Source organism: Nocardiopsis moroccensis, assembly GCF_055763695.1.
This window is the reverse complement of record NZ_CP199747.1, coordinates 5,959,769-5,983,275: the sequence shown is the minus strand read 5'-3', so window position 1 is coordinate 5,983,275 and position 23,507 is coordinate 5,959,769. Positions and strand designations below refer to the sequence as shown.

20 protein-coding genes and 3 tRNA genes are annotated in these 23,507 nt (G+C 71.8%); 11 read left to right on the top strand and 12 right to left on the bottom strand.

The genetic code is table 11. From position 1 onward, the window contains the following. The first annotated feature begins 3 nt into the window (after positions 1-3). The 4 genes from cydB (at position 4) to ACUKCB_RS26450 (ending at position 5,648) form a co-directional block, all read left to right on the top strand. Positions 4-1,044, top strand: a complete 1,041-nt coding sequence (gene cydB, locus ACUKCB_RS26465) for a cytochrome d ubiquinol oxidase subunit II (RefSeq protein ID WP_473038247.1) — start codon at positions 4-6, stop codon at positions 1,042-1,044. Between the two features lie 204 nt (positions 1,045-1,248). Continuing rightward, a complete protein-coding gene (gene cydD / locus ACUKCB_RS26460) occupies positions 1,249-3,000 on the top strand; it encodes a thiol reductant ABC exporter subunit CydD (protein ID WP_473038246.1) in 1,752 nt (583 codons plus the stop codon). Continuing rightward, positions 2,997-4,793 carry a thiol reductant ABC exporter subunit CydC gene (gene cydC / locus ACUKCB_RS26455; protein WP_473038245.1) on the top strand — a complete coding sequence of 599 codons (1,797 nt, stop codon included), beginning with the start codon at positions 2,997-2,999 and terminating at the stop codon, positions 4,791-4,793. Before cydD ends, cydC begins: the two co-directional genes overlap by 4 nt. Positions 4,794-4,802: 9 nt before the next feature. Next, positions 4,803-5,648 carry an EI24 domain-containing protein gene (locus ACUKCB_RS26450; protein ID WP_473038244.1) on the top strand — a complete coding sequence of 282 codons (846 nt, stop codon included), beginning with the start codon at positions 4,803-4,805 and terminating at the stop codon, positions 5,646-5,648. 82 nt (positions 5,649-5,730) lie between these two features. Here the strand turns inward: ACUKCB_RS26450 and ACUKCB_RS26445 are convergent, their stop codons facing one another. The 4 genes from ACUKCB_RS26445 to ACUKCB_RS26430 are packed head-to-tail and all read right to left on the bottom strand — an operon-like array spanning position 5,731 to position 10,018. Continuing rightward, positions 5,731-6,852 carry a D-alanine--D-alanine ligase family protein gene (locus tag ACUKCB_RS26445; protein ID WP_473038243.1) on the bottom strand — a complete coding sequence of 374 codons (1,122 nt, stop codon included), beginning with the start codon at positions 6,850-6,852 and terminating at the stop codon, positions 5,731-5,733. 60 nt (positions 6,853-6,912) lie between these two features. Further along, entirely contained in the window at positions 6,913-8,130 is a 1,218-nt protein-coding gene (locus ACUKCB_RS26440; protein ID WP_473038241.1) for a trans-sulfuration enzyme family protein, read from the bottom strand. Positions 8,131-8,141: 11 nt separating this feature from the next. Then, the gene (locus ACUKCB_RS26435; protein WP_473038240.1) at positions 8,142-9,197 is read right to left on the bottom strand and encodes an NAD(P)H-dependent glycerol-3-phosphate dehydrogenase; all 1,056 of its coding nucleotides are present in this window, start codon (positions 9,195-9,197) and stop codon (positions 8,142-8,144) included. Beyond that, on the bottom strand, positions 9,194-10,018 hold the full coding sequence (locus tag ACUKCB_RS26430; protein ID WP_473038239.1) for a lysophospholipid acyltransferase family protein: 825 nt from the start codon (positions 10,016-10,018) through the stop codon (positions 9,194-9,196). The genes ACUKCB_RS26435 and ACUKCB_RS26430 overlap by 4 nt, the downstream gene beginning before the upstream one ends. Positions 10,019-10,225: 207 nt before the next feature. Here ACUKCB_RS26430 and cofC point away from each other — a divergent pair, with 207 nt between their 5' ends. Further along, a complete protein-coding gene (cofC, locus tag ACUKCB_RS26425) occupies positions 10,226-10,912 on the top strand; it encodes a 2-phospho-L-lactate guanylyltransferase (protein WP_473038238.1) in 687 nt (228 codons plus the stop codon). 144 nt (positions 10,913-11,056) lie between these two features. Here cofC and ACUKCB_RS26420 read toward each other — a convergent pair whose 3' ends face one another. The 3 genes from ACUKCB_RS26420 to leuC form a co-directional block, all read right to left on the bottom strand. Then, a complete protein-coding gene (locus ACUKCB_RS26420) occupies positions 11,057-11,338 on the bottom strand; it encodes an HU family DNA-binding protein (protein ID WP_014910144.1) in 282 nt (93 codons plus the stop codon). 349 nt (positions 11,339-11,687) lie between these two features. Continuing rightward, positions 11,688-12,278 carry a 3-isopropylmalate dehydratase small subunit gene (gene leuD, locus ACUKCB_RS26415; RefSeq protein WP_473038237.1) on the bottom strand — a complete coding sequence of 197 codons (591 nt, stop codon included), beginning with the start codon at positions 12,276-12,278 and terminating at the stop codon, positions 11,688-11,690. A 28-nt stretch (positions 12,279-12,306) separates the two neighbouring features. After that, the gene (gene leuC / locus ACUKCB_RS26410) at positions 12,307-13,713 is read right to left on the bottom strand and encodes a 3-isopropylmalate dehydratase large subunit (RefSeq protein ID WP_473038236.1); all 1,407 of its coding nucleotides are present in this window, start codon (positions 13,711-13,713) and stop codon (positions 12,307-12,309) included. A 177-nt stretch (positions 13,714-13,890) separates the two neighbouring features. Between leuC and ACUKCB_RS26405 the strand changes: the two genes are divergently transcribed. From ACUKCB_RS26405 to ACUKCB_RS26380, 6 genes are all read left to right on the top strand, one after another. Next, on the top strand, positions 13,891-14,577 hold the full coding sequence (locus ACUKCB_RS26405; protein WP_308428452.1) for an IclR family transcriptional regulator: 687 nt from the start codon (positions 13,891-13,893) through the stop codon (positions 14,575-14,577). Positions 14,578-14,763: 186 nt separating this feature from the next. Then, a complete protein-coding gene (locus ACUKCB_RS26400; RefSeq protein WP_473038235.1) occupies positions 14,764-15,639 on the top strand; it encodes a M24 family metallopeptidase in 876 nt (291 codons plus the stop codon). Beyond that, the gene (locus tag ACUKCB_RS26395; protein WP_473038234.1) at positions 15,636-17,369 is read left to right on the top strand and encodes an SDR family oxidoreductase; all 1,734 of its coding nucleotides are present in this window, start codon (positions 15,636-15,638) and stop codon (positions 17,367-17,369) included. The genes ACUKCB_RS26400 and ACUKCB_RS26395 overlap by 4 nt, the downstream gene beginning before the upstream one ends. A gap of 59 nt (positions 17,370-17,428) precedes the next feature. Then, positions 17,429-18,376, top strand: a complete 948-nt coding sequence (locus ACUKCB_RS26390; RefSeq protein WP_473038233.1) for a metal-dependent hydrolase — start codon at positions 17,429-17,431, stop codon at positions 18,374-18,376. Beyond that, positions 18,373-19,473 carry a PDR/VanB family oxidoreductase gene (locus tag ACUKCB_RS26385; RefSeq protein ID WP_473038232.1) on the top strand — a complete coding sequence of 367 codons (1,101 nt, stop codon included), beginning with the start codon at positions 18,373-18,375 and terminating at the stop codon, positions 19,471-19,473. Before ACUKCB_RS26390 ends, ACUKCB_RS26385 begins: the two co-directional genes overlap by 4 nt. A gap of 170 nt (positions 19,474-19,643) precedes the next feature. Further along, the gene (locus tag ACUKCB_RS26380; protein ID WP_473038231.1) at positions 19,644-20,246 is read left to right on the top strand and encodes a TetR/AcrR family transcriptional regulator; all 603 of its coding nucleotides are present in this window, start codon (positions 19,644-19,646) and stop codon (positions 20,244-20,246) included. A 215-nt stretch (positions 20,247-20,461) separates the two neighbouring features. Here the strand turns inward: ACUKCB_RS26380 and ACUKCB_RS26375 are convergent. From ACUKCB_RS26375 to ACUKCB_RS26355, 5 genes are all read right to left on the bottom strand, one after another. After that, positions 20,462-20,534: transfer RNA gene (locus tag ACUKCB_RS26375), tRNA-Glu, on the bottom strand. 127 nt (positions 20,535-20,661) lie between these two features. Then, positions 20,662-20,737: transfer RNA gene (locus ACUKCB_RS26370), tRNA-Glu, on the bottom strand. 49 nt (positions 20,738-20,786) lie between these two features. Next, positions 20,787-20,858: transfer RNA gene (locus ACUKCB_RS26365), tRNA-Gln, on the bottom strand. Positions 20,859-20,991: 133 nt separating this feature from the next. After that, complete coding sequence (gltX, locus tag ACUKCB_RS26360) at positions 20,992-22,440, bottom strand: glutamate--tRNA ligase (protein WP_473038230.1); 1,449 nt, start codon at positions 22,438-22,440, stop codon at positions 20,992-20,994. A gap of 100 nt (positions 22,441-22,540) precedes the next feature. Continuing rightward, on the bottom strand, positions 22,541-23,440 hold the full coding sequence (locus ACUKCB_RS26355; protein ID WP_473038229.1) for a GDSL-type esterase/lipase family protein: 900 nt from the start codon (positions 23,438-23,440) through the stop codon (positions 22,541-22,543). Positions 23,441-23,507 lie beyond the last annotated feature (67 nt).

Here is a 23,507-nt window from a genome sequence, read left to right as displayed (position 1 = left end):
ACCATGGAACTGGCCGTCATCTGGTTCGCCGCCATCGCCGTCCTGTGGACCGGCTTCTTCCTCCTGGAGGGGTTCGACTTCGGGGTCGGGGTCCTCATGCCCTTCATGGGCAGGCGCCACTCCGTGGACCGCCGCGTGGCCATCAACGCCATCGGGCCGGTCTGGGACGCCAACGAGGTGTGGATGATCACCGCCGTCGGCGCCATGTTCGCCGCGTTCCCCGCCTGGTACGCGTCCGTGTTCAGCGGGTTCTACGTGCCGGTCTTCCTCGTCCTGATCGCGCTCATCGTGCGCGGGGTGGCGTTCGAGTACCGCCACAAGCGCGACAGCGACCGGTGGCGGGACTGGTGGGACCGGGCGATCTTCTTCGGCAGCGCCGTGCCCGCCTTCCTGTGGGGACTGATCTTCGCCAACCTCGTCCGGGGCGTGGCCATGGACGCCGACCACATCGTCACCGCGTCCCCGCTCGACCTGCTCAACCCGTACGCCCTGCTCGGCGGGGTGACCACCCTGGCGCTGTTCACCCTGCACGGTGCCGTCTTCCTGACCCTCAAGACCGACGGGCCGGTCCGGGTCCGCGCACGGAGGGCCGCCCTGGGCGCCGCCTGCGTCGCGGTCCCCGCCGTGACCGCCTTCCTGCTGTGGACCCAGTCCGCGCACGGCGTCCCGTGGACCCTGCCGCTCGCCCTGACCGCCGTCGCGACCCTGGTGGGCGGGGTCGCGGCGGCCCGCTTCCGCCGTGAGGGGTGGTCCTTCCTCGCCACCGCGGCGACCATCGTGCTCACGTTCGCCACGCTGCTCGGTTCGCTGTTCCCGAACGTGCTCCCGTCCACCACCGACCCGGCGTTCAGCCTGACCGTCGCCAACGCCTCCTCGGCGGACTACACGCTCACCCTGATGACCTGGGTCGCGGTGGTGTTCCTGCCACTGGTGCTGGGCTATCAGGGCTGGAGCTACTGGGTGTTTCGGCAGCGGGTCACCGGTGCACAGATCACCCGCTCCACCGTCACCACGGTCGGGGAGGAGCAGGAGCGGGCCGCCTGAACCCGCTCCCGTCTCCGGGACCCGTGCCCCCTGCCTCCCGAATCGCCCCGGGAGACGGGGGGTACGGCGTTCCCGACGGGCTCCCCGGGATACTGGGCCGACCCGCACCGTGTCCCGTGTCCCCCGCATCCGCCACGCCGGAGCCCCCTTCGGAACCGAACCCCGAGGGCCCGGTCGAGTCCCGACGCCACGAGGTACCCGCACATGAAACCGCTCGATCCGCGCCTGGTGCGCACCGCAGACGCGGTCCGGACACACCTGGCCGTCACCGTCCTCAGCGGCGTGCTGATCACCGGCCTGATCCTCACCCAGGCCTGGCTGCTCGCCCGGGTCATCACCGGGGCGTGGGCCGGGGAGGGCATGGACGCCCTCGGCTGGATGATCGCCGCGGTGGCCGCCGTCGCCCTCGCCCGCGCCCTGCTGTCCTACCTCGCCGAGGCCTCGGCACTGCACAGCGCCGCCCGCACCAAGTCGCAGCTGCGTCGCAGGCTGGTCGCGCACGTGACCGGTTCGGGCAAGGTGTGGTTGGCCGAGGGCGGCGACCGCGAGGACGGGGCGCCCAGGGCCGGTGAACTCGTCACCCTGGCCACCCGCGGCCTGGACGCCCTCGACGAGTACTTCTCCCGCTACCTGCCCCAGCTGGTACTGGCGTGCATCGTGCCGTTCGCGGTGCTGGCGGTGGTCTTCTGGGCGGACTGGATCTCCGGGATCGTCATCCTGGTGACCCTGCCGCTCATCCCGATCTTCATGGCACTGATCGGGATGCACACCCAGCAGCGCACCGAACGCCAGTGGCGACTGCTGAGCCGACTCGGCGGGCACTTCCTCGACGTCGTGGAGGGGCTGCCGACCCTGGCGGTCTTCCGCCGGGCCAAGGCACAGGCCGCCATCATCCGCGGGGTCGGCGAGGACCACCGCAAGGCGACCATGGGCACGCTGCGGATCGCGTTCCTGTCGGCCTTCGCCCTGGAACTGCTCGCCACCCTGGCGGTGGCGCTGGTCGCCGTCGAGGTGGGTCTGCGCCTGCTGGGCGGGCACATGGACTACCAGACCGCCCTCCTGGTGCTGATCCTCGCACCCGAGGCCTACCTGCCGCTGCGCGAAGTGGGTGCGCGCTTCCACGCGAGCATGGAGGGCGTGGCCGCAGCCGACCAGGTCTTCACCGAGCTGGACCGCGGACGGGACACGGCCGGGCCCGGCGGGACGGGGGACGAGGCGGCCGGTCGGGCCCCGGCCCCGACCGGTGTCCCCTCCCCCGCCGCGGCGGGCGACATCCGGTTCGAGGGGGTCGGCCTGCTCTACCCGGGCCGCGACGTCCCCGCCCTGTCCGGGCTGGACCTGACCGTGCGAGCCGGCGAACGCCTGCTGCTCACCGGGCCGAGCGGCTCCGGAAAGACCACCCTGCTCTCCCTGCTGCTGCGGCTCGGCGAACCCACCGAGGGCCGGATCAGCGTGCGGGCTCCCGGCGACGAGTGGACCCCCCTCGATCGGCTGCCCGCCGACGACTGGCGGCTCGGCATCGCCTGGGTACCGCAGCACCCCTACCTGTTCGACGTCTCCGTCGCCGACAACATCCGGCTGGGCGCCCCCGACACCGACATGGAGCGGGTCCGGGAGGCGGCACGGCTGGCCGAGGCGGACGAATTCGTGTCCGCTCTCCCCGACGGCTACGACACACTCCTGGGTGAGCGGGGTGCGCGGCTGTCCGCCGGACAGCGGCAGCGGATCGCTCTGGCCCGGGCGATGTGCCGGGACGCACCGCTGGTCCTGCTCGACGAACCCACCGCACACCTGGACCCGGAGAACGCGAAGGCGGTGCGCACCGCCGTGACCCGCCTGCTGGAGGGGCGCACCGCCGTGATCGTCGCCCACGACACCGGTTGGGCCGAGTCCGTGCTCGGGGAGAACCTGCGGACCGCCGCACTGCCGCTGCTGACCCGGGAGGCGCACCGATGAACGCCGCAACGACCGGGACCGGAGGGGACCCGACCGCCATGACCGGTGGGTTCGAGGTGGACGAGCGGGAGCGGCGCAAGGACCCGCTGCGCCGGATGATCGGGCTGGCCCGGCCCCGAGGGGGCCGGTTCGCGCTGGGTGTGCTGCTCGGCGCCGCCGCCACCGGCTCGGGTGTGGCCCTGCTCGGCGTCGCCGCCTGGATGCTGGCCACCGCCGCCGACCACCCCTCCATCACCGCGCTGAGCGTGGCGGTGGTCGCCACCCGTGCCCTGGGGGTCAGCAAGGGTGTGGCCCGTTACCTGGAGCGGCTGGTGACCCATGACGCCGCCTTCCGCACTCTCGCCGAGGTCCGGGTCCGGGTGTACGAGCGGCTGGCCGGGACCGAACCGTTCGGCCGCTTCCGCTCCGGCGACCTGGTGTCCCGTCTGGTCAACGACACCGAGGCCACCCTCGACCTGTTGGTGCGCGGGCTGGCCCCGCCGCTGGTGTCGGTGGTCACCGGCGGCGCGACCGTACTTTTCCTGACCGCGGTGTACGCGCCCGGCGGCCTGCTGCTCGCGGCAGGTCTGCTGCTCGCCGGGTTCGCGGTACCGCTGGCCGCGGCCGCCCTGGGCACCGGGCCGGGCCGCCGGGAGGCCGTGGCGCGCGGCAGGCTCTCCACCACCCTGGTCGACACCCTCCAGGGCGCACCGGACCTGGTCGCCTACGGTGCCATGGAACGCCAGGTGGCCCGGGTGTACGAGGCCGACACCGAACTCACCCGGGTGGCGGCGCGCGACGCCGCGACCCTGGGGCTGAGCGCCGGGGCGAACGCGCTCATCACCGGCCTGACCGTGTGGGGCGCGCTGTTCCTGGGCGTGCTCGCCGTGTCCGGGGGCTCGATCGGCCCGACCGCGCTGGCGGTCCTGGTGCTGACCACCCTCGCCGCCTTCGAGATCGTCGCCCCGCTGCCCGCCGTCGCGGCCAGGCTGGGGGCGATCCGGGCCGGCGGGGAGCGGTTGTTCGGGGTGCTGGACACCCCTGCGTCGGTGTCGGCGCCCGCCCGGTCCGGCCTGGAGATCGACCCGGAGGCCGACACCACGGTGCGGATCCGCGACCTTCGGGTGCGGTACGGGCCCGAGGAGCCGTGGGCACTGGACGGGGTGGACCTGGAGATCCCCGCCGGGGCGACCGTCGCGGTGGTCGGGCCGAGCGGTGCGGGCAAGAGCACGCTCGCCTCGGTCCTGCTGCGCTTCCGCGACCCGGACGGCGGCCGGGTGGAGATCGGCGGCACCGACGTCACCGACCACCCGGCCGACGAGGTACGGCGTGTGGTGTCCGGGGTTCCGCAGGACCCGCACGTGTTCGCGTCCACGCTCCGGGAGAACCTGCGGTTGGCCAGGCCGGGGGCCGGGGACGACGAGCTGTGGGCGGCGCTGCGCAGGGCACGGCTGGCCGGGGAGGTCGAGGCGATGCCCAGGGGCCTGGACACCCAGGTGGGTTCGCACGGCCTGGGGCTGAGCGGCGGGATGCGGCAGCGGCTGGCGCTGGCCAGGGCGGTGCTGGCGGGGCCGCGCGTGCTGGTGCTGGACGAGCCGACCGCGCACCTGGACCCGGACACGCGCGACGAGGTGGTCGCCGACCTGCTCGCCGCCGCCCGGGGGTTCTCCACCCTGCTCATCACCCACGACCTCACCGGCCTGGACCGGGTGGACCGGATCTACGTGGTCCGTGAGGGGAGGGTGCTGCAGTCGGGGACGTACGAGGAGCTCATCACGGAGGCCGGGTGGTTCCGCTCGGTCTCCGAGCGCTAGGGTTCGCCCGTGAGCGCTGTGAATGAGGTCTTCGGTGGTTTCGGTGTCCTGCTGCGCGGTCTGGGCATCGTGCTGCGCAAACCGCGCCTGTTCCTGTTGGGTGCGCTGCCCGCGCTGATCACGTCGCTGCTGTTCCTGGCGGCGCTGATCACCCTGGCCGTGAACCTGGCGGACCTGGTGACGTGGGCGACGCCGTTCGCCCGGGACTGGGACACCATCTGGCAGGAGCTGCTGCGCGGCGCCCTGTCCGTGGCGCTGCTTGCCGGGTCGGTCCTGGTCATGGTGGTGACGTTCACGACGGTGACCCTGGCCCTGGGCGCGCCGATCTACGACAGGATCGCCGAACTGGTCGAGCAGGAGCTCGGCGGTGCGCCCGAGGCCCCGGAGGAGACGCTGACGGCCTCGCTGATCCGGGCGGTGCGCCAGTCGGTGGTGATCGTGCTGGCCTCACTGACAGTGACGGTCTGCGCGTTCCTGATCGGGCTCGTCCCGCTGGTCGGCTGGATAGCCGGCCCCGTACTGACCGCGGTGCTGGGCGGCTGGCTGCTGGGGATCGAGCTGACCGCACCCGCTTTCGACCGGCGTGGTCTGCTGCGTATCCGCGACCGCCGCCACTCCATGGGCACCCGCCGTATGCGGACGCTGGGCTTCGCGGTCCCGACCTACTTCCTGCTGGCGATCCCGTTCGTGGCGGTGGCGGTGTTCCCGGCGGCGACGGCGGGCGGCACCATCCTCGCCCGGGAGCTGCTCCCCGGGCCCCCCGAGGGGCACCAGCCGCCCCAGGGACACCTCCACCCGGGCCAGGCGCCTCCGTGGGGACCCCAGGGGCCGCCTCCGGCTCCACCGCGGGCCTAGGGGCCCGCAGCGCCCGCGTCGAGGGGCGGACGACCGCGTGGTCGTCCGCCCCTCGTCGGTTCGGTGGTGCCGGTTTCGCCGGTCAGCGCAGTCCGGGATCGCGGCGCAGGGCGGTGGTGATCATCCGCTCCACGAGCGTCGCGTAGTCCACTCCGGTGGCACCCCACATCTGCGGGAAGGCCGAGGCCGGGGTGAAGCCGGGCATCGTGTTCAGCTCGTTGACGAGGATCCGGCCGTCCTCGGTGTAGAAGAAGTCCACCCGGGCCAGGCCCTCGCAGCCCATGGCCTCGAACACGTCGGCGGCCATCCTCCGCAGCCGCCCGGTGGCCTCCTCCGGGATCTCGGCCGGGATGGTGAGGCTGCTCGTGGACAGGTACTTGGCCTCGAAGTCGTAGAAGTCGAAGCCCTCCGCCACGTGCACCTCGGCGGGCAGGGAGACATCGGGGGTGCCGCCGTCCTCCGCCTCCAGGACTCCGCACTCGATCTCGCGGCCCACGACCTGCGCCTCGACCAGGACCTTGGGGTCGTGCTCGCGGGCGGCCTCGACCGCGGCGATCACGGCATCGGTGTCGGAGGAGTCCTTCACCCTGCTGATGCCGACGCTGCTCCCGGCGCGGGCGGGCTTGACGAACACCGTGGCGCCCAGCTCCGCGACGTCGTCCAACAGCCTCTTGCGCTCGTTGCGCCAGGTGCGCTCGGTGATGGCGACGAAGTCGCTGGTGGGAATACCGTTGCCGACCAGGAGGGCCTTCATGAAGATCTTGTCCATGGCCGCGGCGCTGGAGAAGACCCCGGCGCCCGCGTAGCGCACGCCCATCATCTCGAACAGGCCCTGGATGGTGCCGTCCTCGCCGAAGGGACCGTGCAGCAGCGGCAGCACGACGTCCACCTCGGCCAGGCGCCGGGGGCCCTGCTCCGGGGCCACGGTCATGAGCTGGCCGGCCGAGTCGAAGGGAAGCACCAGGTGGGTGCCGTCCTCGGAGACGGTCGGCAGGGCCTTGGTCGCCGCGTCGATGCGCAGGCTCTCGGGGTCACCCGAGGTCAGTACCCAGTTGCCGGTGGGGGTGATCCCGACCGGAACGACCTCGTAACGGTCCTGGTCGATGACGGACAGGACGCTGCCCGCGGTGACGCAGGAGATCTCGTGTTCGGAACTGCGTCCGCCGAATACGACGGCGACCCGAATCTTGCGCTGCTCGGACATGCTGCCTGACCCTATCTCGCCTACTGATGGAACCGGTACGGGGCGAAAAACACCCGTGTGTCACTTTCTCCCGTCGAGCGCCGCGAGGGCGTCGTCGATGAGGTCCCGGGGGTCCTCCAGACCGACGGAGAACCGTACCGCGCCCGGGGAGATGCCCGCGGCCGCCAGTTCGGCGTCGTCCATGTTCCGGTGCGAGGTGGAGGCCACGTGCCCGGCCAGCGTGTGCGTGCCCCCGAGGGAGGCGGCGATGGTGGCCACCCTGAGCCGGTCGGCGAAGGCCATGCCCTCGTCGACGCCACCACGCGGGTGGACGGTGACGACCGCTCCGTAGCGTCCCTGGTCGAAGAGCTTGCCCGCGAGCTCGTGCTCCGGGTGCGAGGCCAGCGACGGGTGGTCGACCCGCTCCACGAGGGGGTGTTCCGCCAGGGCCGCGGCGAAGGCCGCCGCGGTCTCGCACTGGCGCTGGACGCGCAGCGGCAGCGTCTCCAGGCCGCGGTGCAGCAGGTAGGCCTCGTCCGGGGCCAGGCACGGGCCCAGGTCGATCCGGGCCGAGCGGATTCGGTCGATCAGGTCGGGAGAGGCCACCGCCACACCGCCGGTGGTGTCGCTGTGCCCGCCCAGGTACTTGGTGGCGGAGTGCACCACGACGTCGGCGCCGAACTCCAGGGGGCGGCAGACCGCCGGGGAGGCGAACGTGGAGTCCACGACCAGGGCGGCGCCCGCCTCCCGGGAGATCTGCGCCAGCCCGGGCAGGTCCGACACGGTCATGGCGGGGTTGGACAGCGTCTCGGTGAAGACCACGCGGGTCTGTGGGCCGACCGCGGCGCGCACCGCGTCCAGGTCGGTGATGTCCACGAAGTCGGTGCGCACACCGAACCGGCGCATCAGCCGGTCCAGCAGCGAGTACGTGTTGCCGTAGATGGAACGGGAGGCCACCACGTGCGCTCCGGCCTCGGTGAGCGCCAGCAGCACGGTGCTGATCGCGGCCATACCGGAGGCGAAGGACTGGCCGCGCACCCGGTCCGGGAGCCCCGCACCCTCCAGTGCCGCGACCGCGTCCGCGAAGGCGTCCACGGTTGGGCTGTCGATACGGGCGTAGGAGTAGCCGTTCCGGGCGCCGGCCAGTACGTCCGCGAACCCCTGGGAGGTGTCGAAGGCGTAGGTGGTGGACCGGTGGACGGGCATCCGCATGGGGCGTTCGGCGGGAACCGGCGCCTCCGGGAGGGAGACCGCCCTGGTGTGCTCGCCCGCGCTCCCGGGACCAGGTGTGTGTGACATCGTGCTCGCTCTCAGACCCCGTAGCGCTCCGGCTTGGTGCTGCGTGACATGAACGCCACCAGCGCCTGGGCCGGGCTCAGGTCGTGGTGCATCATCTTGACGACGGACTCGGTGATCGGCATGTCGACCCCGTTGGCCCACCCGAGTTCGAGGATCGACTCGGAGGACTTGACCCCCTCGGCCGTCTGCTTGGTCTCCGCGACGACCTGTTCGAGAGTCTTGCCCGCGCCCAGTTTCTCACCGAAGGTCCGGTTCCGCGACAGCGGGGAGGAGCATGTCGCCACGAGGTCACCCATCCCGGCCAGGCCGGACAGGGTGTGCTCGTCCGCACCGAGGGTGACCGCGAGGCGGGTCGTCTCGGCCAGTCCGCGGGTGATCAGCGAGGCCTTGGTGTTGTCGCCGAAGCCCATGCCCTCGGCCACGCCGACCGCCAGGCCGATCACGTTCTTCATCGCGCCGCCGATCTCCACCCCCACGAGGTCGGTGCTGGTGTAGGGGCGGAAGTACGCCGACCGGAAGAGGTCCTGGAGCAGGACCGCGGTCTCCTCGTGCGGGCAGGCCACCACGGCGGTGGCCGGCTGGCGCTCGGCGATCTCCCGGGCCAGGTTGGGCCCGGACACCACGGCGATCCGCTCCTCGGGGAAGTCCAGGACCTCACCGACGACCTGGCTCATCCGCATGAGGCTGCCCAGCTCGACGCCCTTCATGAGGCTGACGACCACCGCGTCGGAGGGGATGTGGGGGCGCCAGGCCGCCAGGTTCTCCCGCAGGGACTGCGAGGGGACCGCGAGCACCACGACCCGGGCGCCGGACAGCGCCTCGGCCGGGTCCGTGGTGGCGCGCAGCCCCTTGTTGAGCGTGACCCCCGGGAAGTAGTCCGGGTTCTCCGAACTCTCGTTGATCGCGTCGACCACCGAGGCGCGGCGGCCCCACAGGACCACCTCGGTCCCGTGTCCCTCCGCGGTTCGCAGGTCCGCCGCGTCAGCGACGATGTTGGCGAACGTGGTCCCCCAGGACCCGCTGCCCAGTACCGCGACCTTCACTTCAGCGCCCATCTGGTCGGTCATGCCCCCGTGTTGTTCTTCCCGTTGTCGCCTTCGGTCCCGGCGTTCTCCGGCCGACCGTCCTGCTCCTCCAGGGCGCGCTCGGACCGCTTGGCCTCCGCGGCCTGCTGGCGGGCCCTCTTGAGGTCGAAGGGCTCGGCGGGCGGCTGCTCGCCGCGGATCCCGGCCTGGAGGGCGGTGATGTCGGCCATGATCGCCTTGGTCGCGTCCTCCAGGACGGTCGCGGTGAGCGGCTGGTCCCGGAAGGCGGACAGGTCCACCGGCGGGCCCGCGCTGAACTGGATCCGCTTGCGCGGGAAGAGGCTGGGCTTCTTGGACCCGTAGGGCAGGAGGTTCTGCTCGCCCCAGTGCGCGACCGGGACGACCGGCACCCCGGTGGTCAGGGCCAGCCGCGCCACACCGTTCTTGGCGGTCATCGGCCAGAGCTCGGGGTCACGGGTGCAGGTGCCCTCGGGGTAGAAGATCACCGAGGAGCCGTCCTGGGTGAGCGCCTTCTCGGCCTCGCCCAGCGCCTTGACCGCGTCGGCGCTGCCGCGTTTGATCGGGATCTGCCCGGTACTCCTGGCCACCGAACGGACCACGGGGATCTTCATGACCGCGTCCTTCATCGTGAAGGTCGGCCAGCGGCGCGCTCCGATGTAGAGGAAGTGCGCGACGGTCAGGGGGTCGGTCACCGACAGGTGGTTCGCCGCGATGATGACCCCGCCCTGGGCGGGCACGTTCTCCGTGCCCTTCCACTCGGGCTTGGTCACCATCCACAGGACGAACCGGACGATCCGGGACACGATCCACTGGACCCATCGCGATTCTCGTTGCTTGGCCACGGGACTCCTCACTTCTCGCTCCCGGCCCGGTCGGGACCACGGAAGCACAACCGACTCAGTTTAGGGTGCACTCCGCACGTGCGCTGATGCGCCGGGGGTGCGCCCGGGGCGGCCCCGGTCCGCCACACCCAGGGCGCCCGCGCCGCGCCGTACCCCGAACGCCTACCCTCGTCACTGTCGTCGCCGTATCAACGTCCCGGGGGAACCGTGACCGGCTTTGGAGAGCGCGGAGGGGCTTCGCGCGTCGGGGCGCGCTGGTCCCTGATCGTCCCAGTCAAGCACCTCGGTCTGGCCAAGACGCGACTGGCCCGGGCCGCCGGGGACCACCGGGAGGACCTGGCGCTCGCGATCGCCTGCGACACGGTGGCCGCCGCACGCTCCTGCGCGGCCGTGGGGGCGGTGTTCGCGGTGACCGACGACCCGCGCGCCCGAGCCGCGCTGTCGGACCTGGGCGCGGTGGTCGTCGGCGGCGAGCCGGGCGGCGGGCTGAACCCCGCCCTGGAGCACGGCGCGCGTGCCGCGCTCGGCCGGCTGCCGGGCTTCGGGGTGTGCGCGCTCTCGGCGGACCTGCCCGCACTGCGCCCGGCCGAACTGGCGAAGGTGCTGACGGCCGCCTCCGCCCACGGCCGGTCCTTCCTGCCGGACTCCCCGGGGGTGGGGACCACCCTGCTCGCCGCGACCCCCGGGCAGCGGCTCGACCCGGCCTTCGAGGGGGCCTCACGCGCCCGTCATCTGGCCGCTGGGGCCCGCGAACTGGTACTCCCCGGCGTGGAGTCGGTCCGCCGGGACGTGGACACTCCTGAGGATCTGACGGCCGCCCTGGCCCTCGGGGTGGGCCCGCGGACGCGGGAGCTCCTGGGGCGGGCGCCGGTGTGCGCCCGGTCCGCCCCCTGAACCCGTCCGTCGCGGGCGACCCCGTGCCCGCGGTCGCGGTCCGTCCGGGCGGGTCCGCCCCCCCGGCCCCGGACAGCACTCCGCCCGGGCTCCCTTGTGGGGAACCCGGGCGGAGTACGGCCTGCCCGCCTGGCGGCGGAGAGGCTACTTCTTGTCGCCGTTGACCAGAGCCTTGAAATCAGCGCCAGCGCGGAACTTCGGAACGAAGCTCGCGGGGACGTTGATGGTGGCGCCAGTGGCGGGGTTGCGCGCGGTGCGAGCCGCACGCTCGGACTTCTCGAAAACGCCGAAGCCCGTGATGGCGACCTTGTCGCCCGACGCCACGGTGGCCTGAATGGTCTCAAGCACAGCGTTGACCGCTTCGGTCGCGGTCTTCTTGTCTCCGAGACGGTCGGAGATCGCGTCGATCAGGTCACGCTTGTTCATAAGGTTCCTCCGGTTCCCCCTTGCTCGCACGAAATTAGGGGAAGCAGAGGCCCTTACACAAATACAAACGCCCGTGGACAAGGCGTGTCGGGCCCCTCCCGACCTGCAAGGTCACGCTCCGCAACGACCGGAGAGCAAGGGGCGGGTGCGGCAACCCAGTCCCTTTTGACCCCTTCTGTGAGCCTCAAAAGCCTACGTATAACCGGATTCCGGGCGTTGGACACGCCGTGCTTAAGGGCACAAAGACCGTAAGCGAACGCTCACGTCAAGTAAAGGTAAAATTATTCGGGATCGAGGGTGCGCTGTGTCACAACGACCCTCGATCCCGCTTCGGATCGGCGTTCCGGGGCTAGAGCGTGACCGGCTTCCAGGGCTCCCGGGTCGTCTCGAACGCACCGATCTCGTCCGTGTGACGGAGCGTCAGGGCGATGTCGTCCAGACCCTCCAGAAGCCGCCAACGGGTGTAGTCGTCCAGCTCGAACGGCTCCTGCACGCCCGGGGCGCGAACCTCGCGGTTGACCAGGTCCACCGTCACCTCGGTGGCGGGGTCGGCCTCGACCGCGTCCCAGATCCGGTCGATGACCTCCTGCGGCAGCAGAACGGTCAACAGGCCACCCTTGAGCGAGTTACCGCGGAAGATGTCGGCGAAGCGCGAGGACAGCACGGTCTTGAAGCCGTAGTTCTGCAGCGCCCACACGGCGTGCTCACGGGAGGAACCGGTACCGAAGTCCGGCCCGGCCACCAGCACGGACGCACCCTCGTACTCGGGGCGGTTGAGCACGAAGTCCGGGTCGGACTTGCGCCACTCGGCGAACAGGCCGTCCTCGAACCCGGTGCGGCTGACCCGCTTCAGGTAGACGGCGGGGATGATCTGGTCGGTGTCGACGTTGCTGGCGCGCAGCGGGACGGCCCGACCGGTGTGGACGTCGAACTTCTCCATGGGAGGACTCTCCTGACGGGGTCGGGGACTACTGGGCGTCCAGGTCGGCGGGCGAGGACAGGGTGCCGCGCACGGCGGTCGCGGCGGCGACCTGGGGCGAGACCAGGTGGGTGCGGCCGCCCCGGCCCTGGCGGCCCTCGAAGTTGCGGTTGGAGGTGGAGGCGCTGCGCTCACCGGGCTTGAGCTGGTCCGGGTTCATCCCCAGGCACATCGAGCAGCCGGCCTCGCGCCACTCGGCTCCGGCGTCCAGGAAGACCTGGCCCAGGCCTTCCTGGTTGGCCTGCTCCTTGACCCGCATGGAGCCGGGCACCACGAGCATCCGCACGCCGTCGGCGACCCTTCGGCCGCGGATGATCTCTGCGGCGGTGCGCAGGTCCTCGATCCGGCCGTTGGTGCACGAGCCGAGGAAGACCGTGTCCACCCGCACCTCGCGCATCGGCGTCCCGGCCTTCAGGTCCATGTACTTCAGGGCCTTCTCCGCGGCGGCCCGCGCGGAGGGGTCCTCGTAGGAGGCGGGGTCGGGCACCTCGGCGTCCAGCGGCACGCCCTGGCCGGGGTTGGTCCCCCAGGTGACGAACGGGCTGAGCTCGTCCGCGTCCAGGACGACCTCGGCGTCGAACTCGGCGCCCTCGTCGGTGCGCAGGCTCTTCCAGTGCTCGACCGCGGCGTCGAAGTCGGCGCCCTGCGGGGCGTGCGGGCGGCCCTGGACGTAGTCGAAGGTGGTCTGGTCCGGGGCGATCATCCCGGCGCGGGCACCCGCCTCGATGGACATGTTGCACACCGTCATGCGGGCCTCCATGGACAGGGCCTCGATGGCCTCGCCCCGGTACTCGATGACGTAGCCCTGGCCGCCGCCGGTGCCGATCTTGGCGATCACGGCGAGGATGATGTCCTTGGCGGACACACCCGGCTGGAGCGTGCCGTTGACCGTGACGGCCATGGTCCTGAACGGCTGCATCGGGAGTGTCTGGGTGGCCAGCACGTGCTCGACCTGGCTGGTGCCGATACCGAAGGCCAGGGCGCCGAACGCGCCGTGGGTGCTGGTATGACTGTCACCACAGACGACGGTCATGCCGGGCTGGGTGAGGCCGAGCTGGGGGCCGACCACGTGCACGACGCCCTGGTCGATGTCGCCCATGGGGTGCAGGCGGACGCCGAAGTCGGAGCAGTTCTTGCGCAGCGTCTCGACCTGTTTGCGGGAGACGGGGTCGGCGATGGGGGCCAGCAGGTCCGCCGTGGGGACGTTGTGGTCCTCGGTGGCGATGGTCAGGTCCGGACGGCGCACGGAGCGACCCGCCAGGCGCAGGCCCTCGAAGGCCTGCGGGCTGGTCACCTCGTGGACGAGGTGGAGGTCGATGTAGAGCAGGTCCGGCTCGCCGTCGGCACGTCGGACGACGTGCTCCTCCCAGACCTTCTCGGCCATCGTGCGTGCCATGGGCGATCGCCTCTCTCGTGTCTCGCGTCTCGGGCTCGTCTCGTGTGGTCAGCTCGTGCGGACCGCCGGCCTCGCGCACGGATGCGCGGTCGACTTGCATTCCATATTTCGAGACGGCAATATCAAGCCATGGACAACTCTAGCTCATCCAGCGGTGTCGGTGTCCTGGACAAGACGATGTCCGTCCTCGACGCCCTGGAGTCGGGGCCCGCGTCACTGGCCCAGCTGGTCCAGATCACCGGTCTGGCCCGCCCCACAGCCCACCGACTCGCCGTCGCCCTGGAGCGGCACCGCATGGTCACCAGGGACAGTCAGGGCCGGTTCGTACTCGGACCGCGCCTGGGCGAACTGTCGATAGCCACCGGCGAGGACCGGCTGCTCGCCGTGGCCTCCCCGGTCCTCGTCCAACTGCGCGACCTGACCGGCGAGAGCGCCCAGCTCTACCGCCGCCAGGGCGACCTGCGCGTGTGCGTGGCCGCGTCCGAGCGCAGCAGCGGCCTGCGCGACACCGTTCCCGTGGGCAGCGAACTGCCGATGAACGCGGGCTCTGCCGCCCAGGTACTGCTCGCCTGGGAGGACTCCGACCGCATCCGCCGCTCCCTGGTGGGCGCCCGCTTCACCGCGGCCAGCCTCGCCCAGGTGCGCCGCCGCCGCTGGGCCCAGAGCGTCGCCGAACGCGAGCAGGGGGTCGCCTCGGTCTCCGCCCCCGTGTCCGGCCCCGGCGGGCGGGTGATCGCCGCGGTGTCCGTCTCCGGCCCCATAGAGCGGCTCACCCGCTCCCCCGGCCGCATGCACTCGCAGGCCGTGGTGTCCGCCGCCGAGAAGATCAGCGAGTCCCTGCACACCTACGAGGGCGCACACTGACCCACCCGCCCCACCCGACCCGCCGATCCCCGATGCTCCTGCACGGAGGGCGGCACCCCACCACGGGGTGCCGCCCTCCGTGTCGTTTCCGTGCCGGATACCCGCCGCAAAGCACCCCGGACCGGCCCCCGTGAAAACCCGACCCCGACCGTGGACACTTACTGACAGCTTGTCTAACATGACAACATGTCTCACAAGAAAGTGACCGGAGACACATCCTCCGGGGCTGAGCTCGACGCCTTCCGTGAGCTCCAACAGCTCGCCTACCAGGCCGCCGACGACGTGGCCGCCACCCTCGAACCCGGCGTGACCGAACGCGAGGCCGCCCGGCGCATCCGCGAACACCTGGAGGCGCGCGGGGTCCAGGACTGGTTCCACACCCCTTTCGCGTGGTTCGGCGACCGCACCGCCTTCCGCAACTTCCGCGTCCCCCTCCAGTTCTTCCCGACCGGACGCAGGCTGGAGGAGGGCATGCCCTTCATCCTCGACTGCGCGCCGGTACGCGACGGCTACGTCGCCGACATCGGCTACTCCGGATACCTCGGCGAGAACCCCCTGCACGACCGCCTGATGGACGACCTGCGGGCACACCGAGGCCTCATCGTGGAGAAGGTGCGCGAGGGCCACACCCTCCAGGACGTCTACCGCGCGGTCGACGCCCTCATCCGTGAACAGGGCTATGACAACCGGCACCGGGTCTACCCCGGACGGGTGATCGCCCACCAGGTCGGCAGGGTCGAGTCCCGTCTGCCCAGGGCGATCGTCGCGGGCTTCGGGATCCGCTCCCTGCAGACCCTGTTCGGCGACCTCCTCGTCGAGCGCATGCACCACCGCTCCCCCCTGTGGGCGGACGGCGACATCTCCGCCCACCCCGCCACCCCCGGCCTGTGGGCGGTGGAACCCCACATCGGCTTCCGCGACATGGGGGTGAAGTTCGAGGAGATCCTCGTCGTCACCTCCGATGACGCCCACTGGCTCGACGAGGACCTGCCCCACGTGCGCCGCTGGGGAACCCGCTCCCCGGTCGGCGTCGGCACCAGCGAGGAGACCGCGACCGCATGACCACCGGACCACACCGCTACGTGACCGCCACCGACGGCCAGCGCCTGGCCGTCTACTCCGCCGGCGACAGGGCCGGGCCCACCCTCGTCCTCGTGCACGGCTACCCGGACAACGCCACCGTCTGGGACGCCCTCGTCGGCGAGCTCTCCGCCGACCACCACGTGGTCACCTACGACGTCCGGGGCGCCGGACGCTCCACCGCCCCCGAGGACCGCTCCGGCTACCTGCTGGGCCAACTCGCCGATGACCTGCGCACGGTCGCGGACGCCGTCAGCCCGGACCGGCCCGTGCACCTGGTCGCCCACGACTGGGGCTCCATCCAGACCTGGCACGCCGTCACCGAACCGGGGCACGCCCACCGCTTCGCCTCCTTCACCTCGGTCTCCGGGCCCGACCTGGACCACGCCGGGCACTGGCTCCGCAAGGCCCCCGACGGCCTCCGCAACGTCCTGCGCCAGGCCGTCCGCTCCAGCTACATCGGTTTCTTCGGCACCCCCGGCCTGCCCGAGGCCGCCTGGCTCACCGGGATCGGCGGCGCCGCCTTGGCCGGCCTGGAACGCATCGGCGGCGGCCACCGCGTGCCCGCCCGGCGCGCCACCCGCGACTACCTCAACGGGCTCTCCCTGTACCGCGCCAACATGTTCCGCCGCTTCACCCGGCCCGCCGGGCGCCGCACCGGCGTTCCGGTCCAGGTCCTGGCCCCCACCCACGACGCGTTCATGGTCGACCAGGTCCAGTCCAACGCCGGGCGCTGGGCGGACGACTTCCGCTTCCACCGCTTCCAGGGCGGCCACTGGTCCCTGCGCTCACGGCCCGGCCCCGTCGCCCGCCGCGTCCGCGCCCTCGTCGGGGAGATCGAGTCCGGCGCCCCGCGACCGGTCCGCAACCTCACCGCGCAACAGGCCCGACGCCACGGCGGCGCCTTCGCCGGACAGGTCGCCGTGATCACCGGGGCCGGCAGCGGCATCGGCCGGTGTCTGGCCTTCGAGCTCGCCGAACGAGGGGCGCGGATCGTCGCGGTGGACATCGACGCGCCCGCCGCCGAGCGCACCGCCGAACTCTGCGCCATGATCACACCCGGTGCCCGCGCCCAGCGGGTGGACGTCACCGACGCCGCCGCCGTGGACGGGCTCGCCGCGTGGGTGCGCGAGGAGTACGGAGTCCCCGACATGGTCGTCAACAACGCCGGGATCGGCGTGGCAGGCCCCTTCCTGGAGGCCACCACCGAGGACCTGGAACGGGTCGTCGACGTCAACCTGTGGGGCGTCGTCAACGGCGTCCGCGCCTTCGCCCCGATGATGGTCGAGAGCGGAGGCGGCGGCCGGATCGTCAACACGGCCTCCGCCGCGTCCTTCCTGCCCTCCCGCCTGTACGGCGCCTACTCGGCCACCAAGGCCGCCGTGCTGGGGCTGAGCCGCTCCCTGCGCGGAGAGCTCGCCGGGAGGGGCGTCAGCGTCACCGCGGTCTGCCCGGGCCTGATCAACACCGGGATCATCGCCAACGCCCGTGTCTCCGGCCTGGGCGAGGTGTCCGGCACCAAGGACAGACTCAACCGGCTGTACCGGCTGCGCGGCTACACCCCGGAGAAGGCGGCCCGGCGGATCGCCGACGCCCTCGAGTCCGCCCCAGAGATCGTTCCGGTGACCAGCGAGGCGCACATCGGCCTGGCCCTGTCCCGGCTCTCCCCCGCCGCGATCCGCGGCTACGCCCGCCTCGCCCCGCCCCTGTGACACCCCTCACCCCGGGCACCCCCCGCCCCACCCCCTCGCTCCCATCCAGGAGGCCGACCATGAGCAGCGACCACTCCCCCGTCCCCGGACCCGCCGTGGACGAACCCGACCGCCTCGTCCTACACGCCCGCGACGTCCAGTTCGACTGGAGCACGCTGGACCTGCACTGGATCCCGAACGAACCCTTCGCCACCCACGTCATCAACGTGCTGCACCTGCTGCTGCCCGAGGGTGAACGCTGGTTCGTGGAGGTCTTCAAGCAGGCCGTCCCGTACGTCACCGACGACGAACTCCGCGAACAGGTCCTCGGCTTCATCGGCCAGGAGGCCGTACACGCGGAGGCGCACGCGGGAGTCCTCGACCACATGGACGCGCACGGATTGGACCCACGCCCCTACGTGGAACAGATCGCCTGGCTGTTCCGCGTGGTGCTCGGCGACCGCGAACTCTCCGGCGCCCGCGAGTTCGCCTGGCTGCGGATGCGGCTCGCGGTCATCGCCGGGATCGAGCACTACACGGCCGTCCTGGGCCAGTGGGTGCTGGACGCCGACCGGCTCGACGAGGCCGGCACCGACCCCACCATGCTGGACCTGCTGCGCTGGCACGGCGCCGAGGAGGTCGAGCACCGCGCGGTCGCCTACGACCTGTACACGCATCTGGACGGCGGGTACCCGCGCCGCGCCCTCGCGATGGGGGTGGCCGCCGTGGCCCTGGCGTCCCTGTGGGTGCGCGGGGTCCGGTTCCTCATAGCCAACGACCCCTATCTGAAGGGCAGGATCGGGGGCCGCCGCCCCAGGGTCTCCTGGGCGCTCCGGGACGGGAGGCGGGGGCTCGTCCCGCACCTGGGCCGCCTGGCCCGGGCCGTCCCCGAGTACCTGCGCCGCAGGTACCACCCCTCGCACCACGGCTCCACCAGCCAGGCCGTCGCCTACCTGGCGGTCTCCCCCGCCGCGCGGGCCGCCGAGGCCGCCGAGCAGGAGGCCGCCCGGCAGGAGGGCCCCCGGTGACCGGCGGGAGCGAAGGGGTCAGGCACAGCGCCGAGTACTACGCGAACCCGCGTCCCCCGGTCGCCCTGTTCGGCCGCGGCGGTCAGCCGGACCGGTTCATGCTGGCCCTGGAGGGGCTGGCGGCGCGGCTCGAACCGCTCACCTCGCGGTGGCGGCCGGGCCACCCGTCCCCGGAGCCCGCAGGCGACCTGGCGGTCCGGGTCGCCACCGTGGAACACCCCGCGCCGGACGTCGCGGCCCTCACCCTCGTCCCCGCCGTCCCCGGCACCGTGCTTCCCCCCTGGCAGCCCGGCCACCACGTGGACGTGGTGCTGGGCGGCGGCGTGGTGCGGCAGTACTCGCTCACCGGCGACCCGGCGGACCGGTCCGGCTACCGGATCGCGGTCCGCCGGATCGAGGGCGGCACCGGATCGAGGCTGGTGCACGGACTCGCCGCGGGGGACACGGTCGGGCTGCGCGGGCCGCGCAACGCCTTCCCCTTCTCCCGGGCCGACCGGTACCTGTTCGTGGCGGGCGGCATCGGGATCACACCCATCCTGCCGATGGTCCGGGCCGCGCATGCCGCGGGCCGACAGTTCCGGCTCGTCTACACCGGCCGCGACCGGGAGAGCATGCCGTTCCGGGACGAGCTCCCCGAGGACGCGGACGTGTTCGTGCGCCCCGACGACGAGTACGGGGTCCCGGACGCCGACGAGCTCCTCACCGGGTTCACCCCGGGCACGGCCGTGTACGTGTGCGGCCCGGCACCGCTGATCAACGCCCTCCGGAGGCGGGTCCCCGGGGGGACCCCGTTCTTCTCCGAACGCTTCTCCCCGGCCCCCGTCGTGGACGGCCGCAGGTTCGAGGTGCAACTGGGCCGCTCCGGCCCGGTGCTCACCGTGCCGGAGGACGAGTCGGTACTGGACGTCGTGCGTCGGGTACGGCCGGAGACCGCCTACTCGTGCCGTCAGGGCTTCTGCGGCACCTGCCGAGTGGGCCTGCTGGCGGGCACCCCGGACCACCGCGACCGGCCCACCGGCGGCTCGCCGCGCGGCGGGGAGTTCGCCCTGTGCGTCTCCCGCGCCGAGGAGGACGAGCGGATCGTGCTGGACCTGTGAGCGCTTCCCCGAGGCGGTAGTTTCGGAGGAGGAACAGCCAGGAGCAGGCAGAGAGGGCTCGGGAGGTTACGACAACGGTGGTGTCCCACAGGGCCGACCGTCACCAGGCGCGGGTGACGGGTCCGGCGGTCCCGGCGCACCCGTCGGGAACCGGACGGCGGCCACGCCGCATGGCTCCGCACGAACGCCGCGAGGACCTGATCAGGACGGCGCTGCGCGTGTTCGCGCGGCGCCCGCCCGGTGACGTCACCCCGGAGGAGATCGCCGAGGAGGCCGACGTCTCCCGAGCCCTGGTCTACCGCTACTTCCCCAACATGGCGGAGTTGCGCAGGGCCGCGCTGGAGCAGGCCGTGTCCGAGCTCCTGCCGCGGCTGGCCCCGCCCGAGGACCTGCCCCCGCTGGAGCAGCTGCGGCTGGCCCTGCGTACCTTCGTCGACTTCGCGGACTCCTACTCGCCCTCCTACGCCGCCCTGCTGAACGGCGGCTCGATGGTGGCCACGGAGGAGACCGAAGCGGAGATCGACCGGGTCCGCCAGGGCGTGCGGAACCTGATTCTGCGGCGGGTGGGCGTCGAGGACCCCTCTCCCCGGCTGCTGATGGCCCTTCGCTGCTGGGTGGCGGCGGTGGAGACCGCGGTGATGTTCTGGCTGCGCGAGCGGGAGATGTCCCGCGACGAGCTGGCGGACTGGCTGCTCGACCAGCTGGTCGCCATGCTGGTCTCGGCGGGCGGGCCGAAGGAGGAATTGGACCGGCTGGTCGCCCAGACGGGCTGAGACCGGTGAGCGGGCCGAATTTTTCGCCGTGATCTTGCTACCAGGGGCAATTTCGGCGCCGAAGTTGCCCCTGGTAGCAAGATCACCGGGGTTTGGTCGGTTTCGGGCGCCACGGCCTCCCGAACCGGCCCCAGCGACATCCGAGGGCCCGCCGGCTCCTGGAAACGCAGAAGGCCCCACCCGGTTCGGGTGGGGCCTTCCTCACGTACTTCTCGTACCCCCGAGCGGATTCGAACCGCCGTTACCGCCTTGAGAGGGCGGCGTCCTAGGCCACTAGACGACGGGGGCCTGTTCGGTCAACAGAGGACCTTCGACCCGGGCCGGATCGCGAAACCGCGATACCCACCCGAACCGGACACCGGTGACATGCACCGGCCAGAAAGAAAGCTCCCACGGTGTGGAAGCGACTTCCCGTTGGTACCCCCGAGCGGATTCGAACCGCCGTTACCGCCTTGAGAGGGCGGCGTCCTAGGCCACTAGACGACGGGGGCGCACCTGGGTCGAAGACCCGTGCCGACCGTGGCGAACCACGGTCATGCGCTGGCCTACCAGGACTCGAACCTAGACTAACTGAACCAGAATCAGTCGTGCTGCCGATTACACCATAGGCCAATGCTTTCGGAGGACTTGGCAGCTCTTCGCTTCCCGGTCCCCCTCGGCGACGTGTTTAACTCTAGCGGACATTCTGAGTACTCGCGAACCGGAATCGGGGTGGCCGCGCCCACAGCCGGCCACCCCGACCGGGTCAGCCCTCGTCCGCGGCCTTCTCCTCGGCGCGCAGACGCTCCAGGGCGGCCTCCAGACGCGTCTGGACGCGTTCGCGGCCCAGCAGCTCCAGGGACTCGAACAGCGGTAGCCCCACGGTCCGCCCGGTGACGGCCACGCGCACCGGTGCCTGTGCCTTGCCGAGCTTCAGTCCGAGCGCGGCCCCGGTCTCCTCGGTGGCGTCCTTGAGGGAGTCCGCGGTCCACTCCAGTGCGGGGTCGGCGAAGCGCGCCAGGGCGGCCTCCACCATCTCCCTGCCGACGCCCGGCTTCATCGCCTTGCGCCAGCTCTTCTCGTCCTCCACCGGCTCCCGCAGGAACAGGAAGTCCACGTTCGGGACGATCTCGCTGAGCACCGCCACCCGGCTCTGGGCCAGCGGAGCCACGGCGGCGAAGACCGCGGGGTCGTAGTCGGCGGCGTCCCAGGGGGTGCCCTGGCCGGTCAGCCACGGCTGGCAGCGCTCGATGAAGTCCTCGACGCTCAACTGACGGATGTACTCGCCGTTGAAGGCCCGCAGCTTCTTCTCGTCGAAGAAGGCGCTGGAGCTGTTGACGTCCTGGATGCGGAACAGCGGCATCATCTCGGACCACGGCATGATCTCGCGGTCCTCGCCCGGCGCCCAGCCCAGCAGCATCAGGTAGTTGACCATCGCCTCGGCGAGGTAGCCCTCCTCCTGGTAGGACTCCAGGGCAACCTTGTCGCGGCGCTTGGACAGCTTCTTGCGCTGTTCGTTGACGATGACGGGCAGGTGCGCCCACACCGGCGGGGCCAGGTCCAGCGCCTCCCACAGCAGCTGCTGTTTGGGGGTGTTGGACAGGTGCTCCTCGCCGCGGATGACGTGGGTGATCCGCATCTCGACGTCGTCGAGCACGTTGGCCAGGACGAACAGCGGGGAGCCGTCGGCGCGGGCGATCACGAAGTCCTCGATCGAGGCGTGGTCGAACTCCACGTCGCCGCGGACCTGGTCGCGCACGACCGTGGGCCCGCCTTCGGGAACGCGGAAGCGCAGCGCGCGGCCCGGGCCCGGCTCCAGACCGCGGTCGCGGCAGAAGCCGTCATAGCCCAGGTTCGGGTTGTCGCGGCGCTCCTGCACCTGTTCGCGGGTGCAGTCGCAGTAGTAGGCGCGACCGGAGCGGTACAGCTCCTGGGCGGTCTCGCGGTGTTTGTCCACGTAGGCCGACTGGAAGTACGGGCCCTCGAAGTGCGGGTCGGCCTCGTCGATGCCGATCCAGGACATCGCGCGGATGATGCCGTCGGTCCACTCGGGACGGTTGCGGGCGGCGTCGGTGTCCTCGATGCGCAGGACCATGCGGCCCTCGGGCTGCTGTTGGGCCAGCGCCCAGTTGAAGAGCGCGGAGCGGGCGCCACCGACGTGGAACATGCCCGTGGGGGACGGGGCGAAGCGGGTACGAATCGGAGTCTCAGTCACGGACCCCAGGGTATCGGTGGCCCGGGATGACCTGTGGTAAGTCCCGGAGCGGGCGGGGGGTCAGCGGCGCCCGGGGCGACCCGGGCACCGGGACCGCCGGTCAGGTACTGGTCGGCAGCGGCCTCGGATAGGCCGGGCCCAGACCGAACTCGCGGGAGAGGGCGTCGGCGAAACCCGCGGCGATCTTCAGCTCCCCGCTGTCTGTGGGGTGGGTGCCGTCGTAGGTGTCCGAGGCGACGTCCCAGTCCTCGGCCCAGCCCAGGTCGAAGCTGACGACCGGGGACTGCTCCGTGGACATGTCCTCCGCCACGGTACGGAGCATCTCGTTGTACGCGTACACCCGCAGGGCGAAACCCTCGTCCTCGTCCGCCCGGGCGATGGGCAGCGCGCGGGCGAGGAGGATCCGGATCTCCGGGTTGGCCTCCCGGGCGCCCCCGACGTAGTCCCGCAGCAGCTGTTCCATCTCCTCGGCGGAGACCGGGAACAGCAGGTCGTTGAGGCCGATCATGGCGCACAGCACGTCCGGCCGGTGCGTCCGGACGTCATCCTCGATCGTGGTGGCGGCGTCGGCCAGGGTCCGGCCCCAGCGGGCGTTGTGGTCCTGGTCGAAGTCCGGGTCCCGGTAGTCGACCTCGTCAGGGTCGCCGTCATCGGGTTCACCGCCGGTGAGCTCAGGCGGGATGATCTGTTCGGGGGTGGCGGGCGAGGTGAAGGGCCCGACGAAGTCCAATCCCTCCACGTGGGGCTGAAGGTGGTTCCACAGGTGGAAGCGCCAGGTCCGGTCACCGTCGGAGCCGTGGGTCATGGAGTCCCCCGCCAGCATCACGCGTACCTGTGTCCGGCCGGTGTTCTCGGAGTCCGGGCCGGGATCTGCGGAGGGGCCCGGGGACGCCGGGTCGACCCTGGTGAACATCCACAGCCCGTACCCCACCAGTGCCAGGACCAGAGTGCACACGCCCGCGTAGAGAGCGGGTCGTGGGAGGCGGCTGAGTGCGGGCAACGGGTGGACCTTCCGTGGTGCGGTGTGGTGCGGGCCGGGCCCGGAACGGACCGTGCGCGGAAGCGCC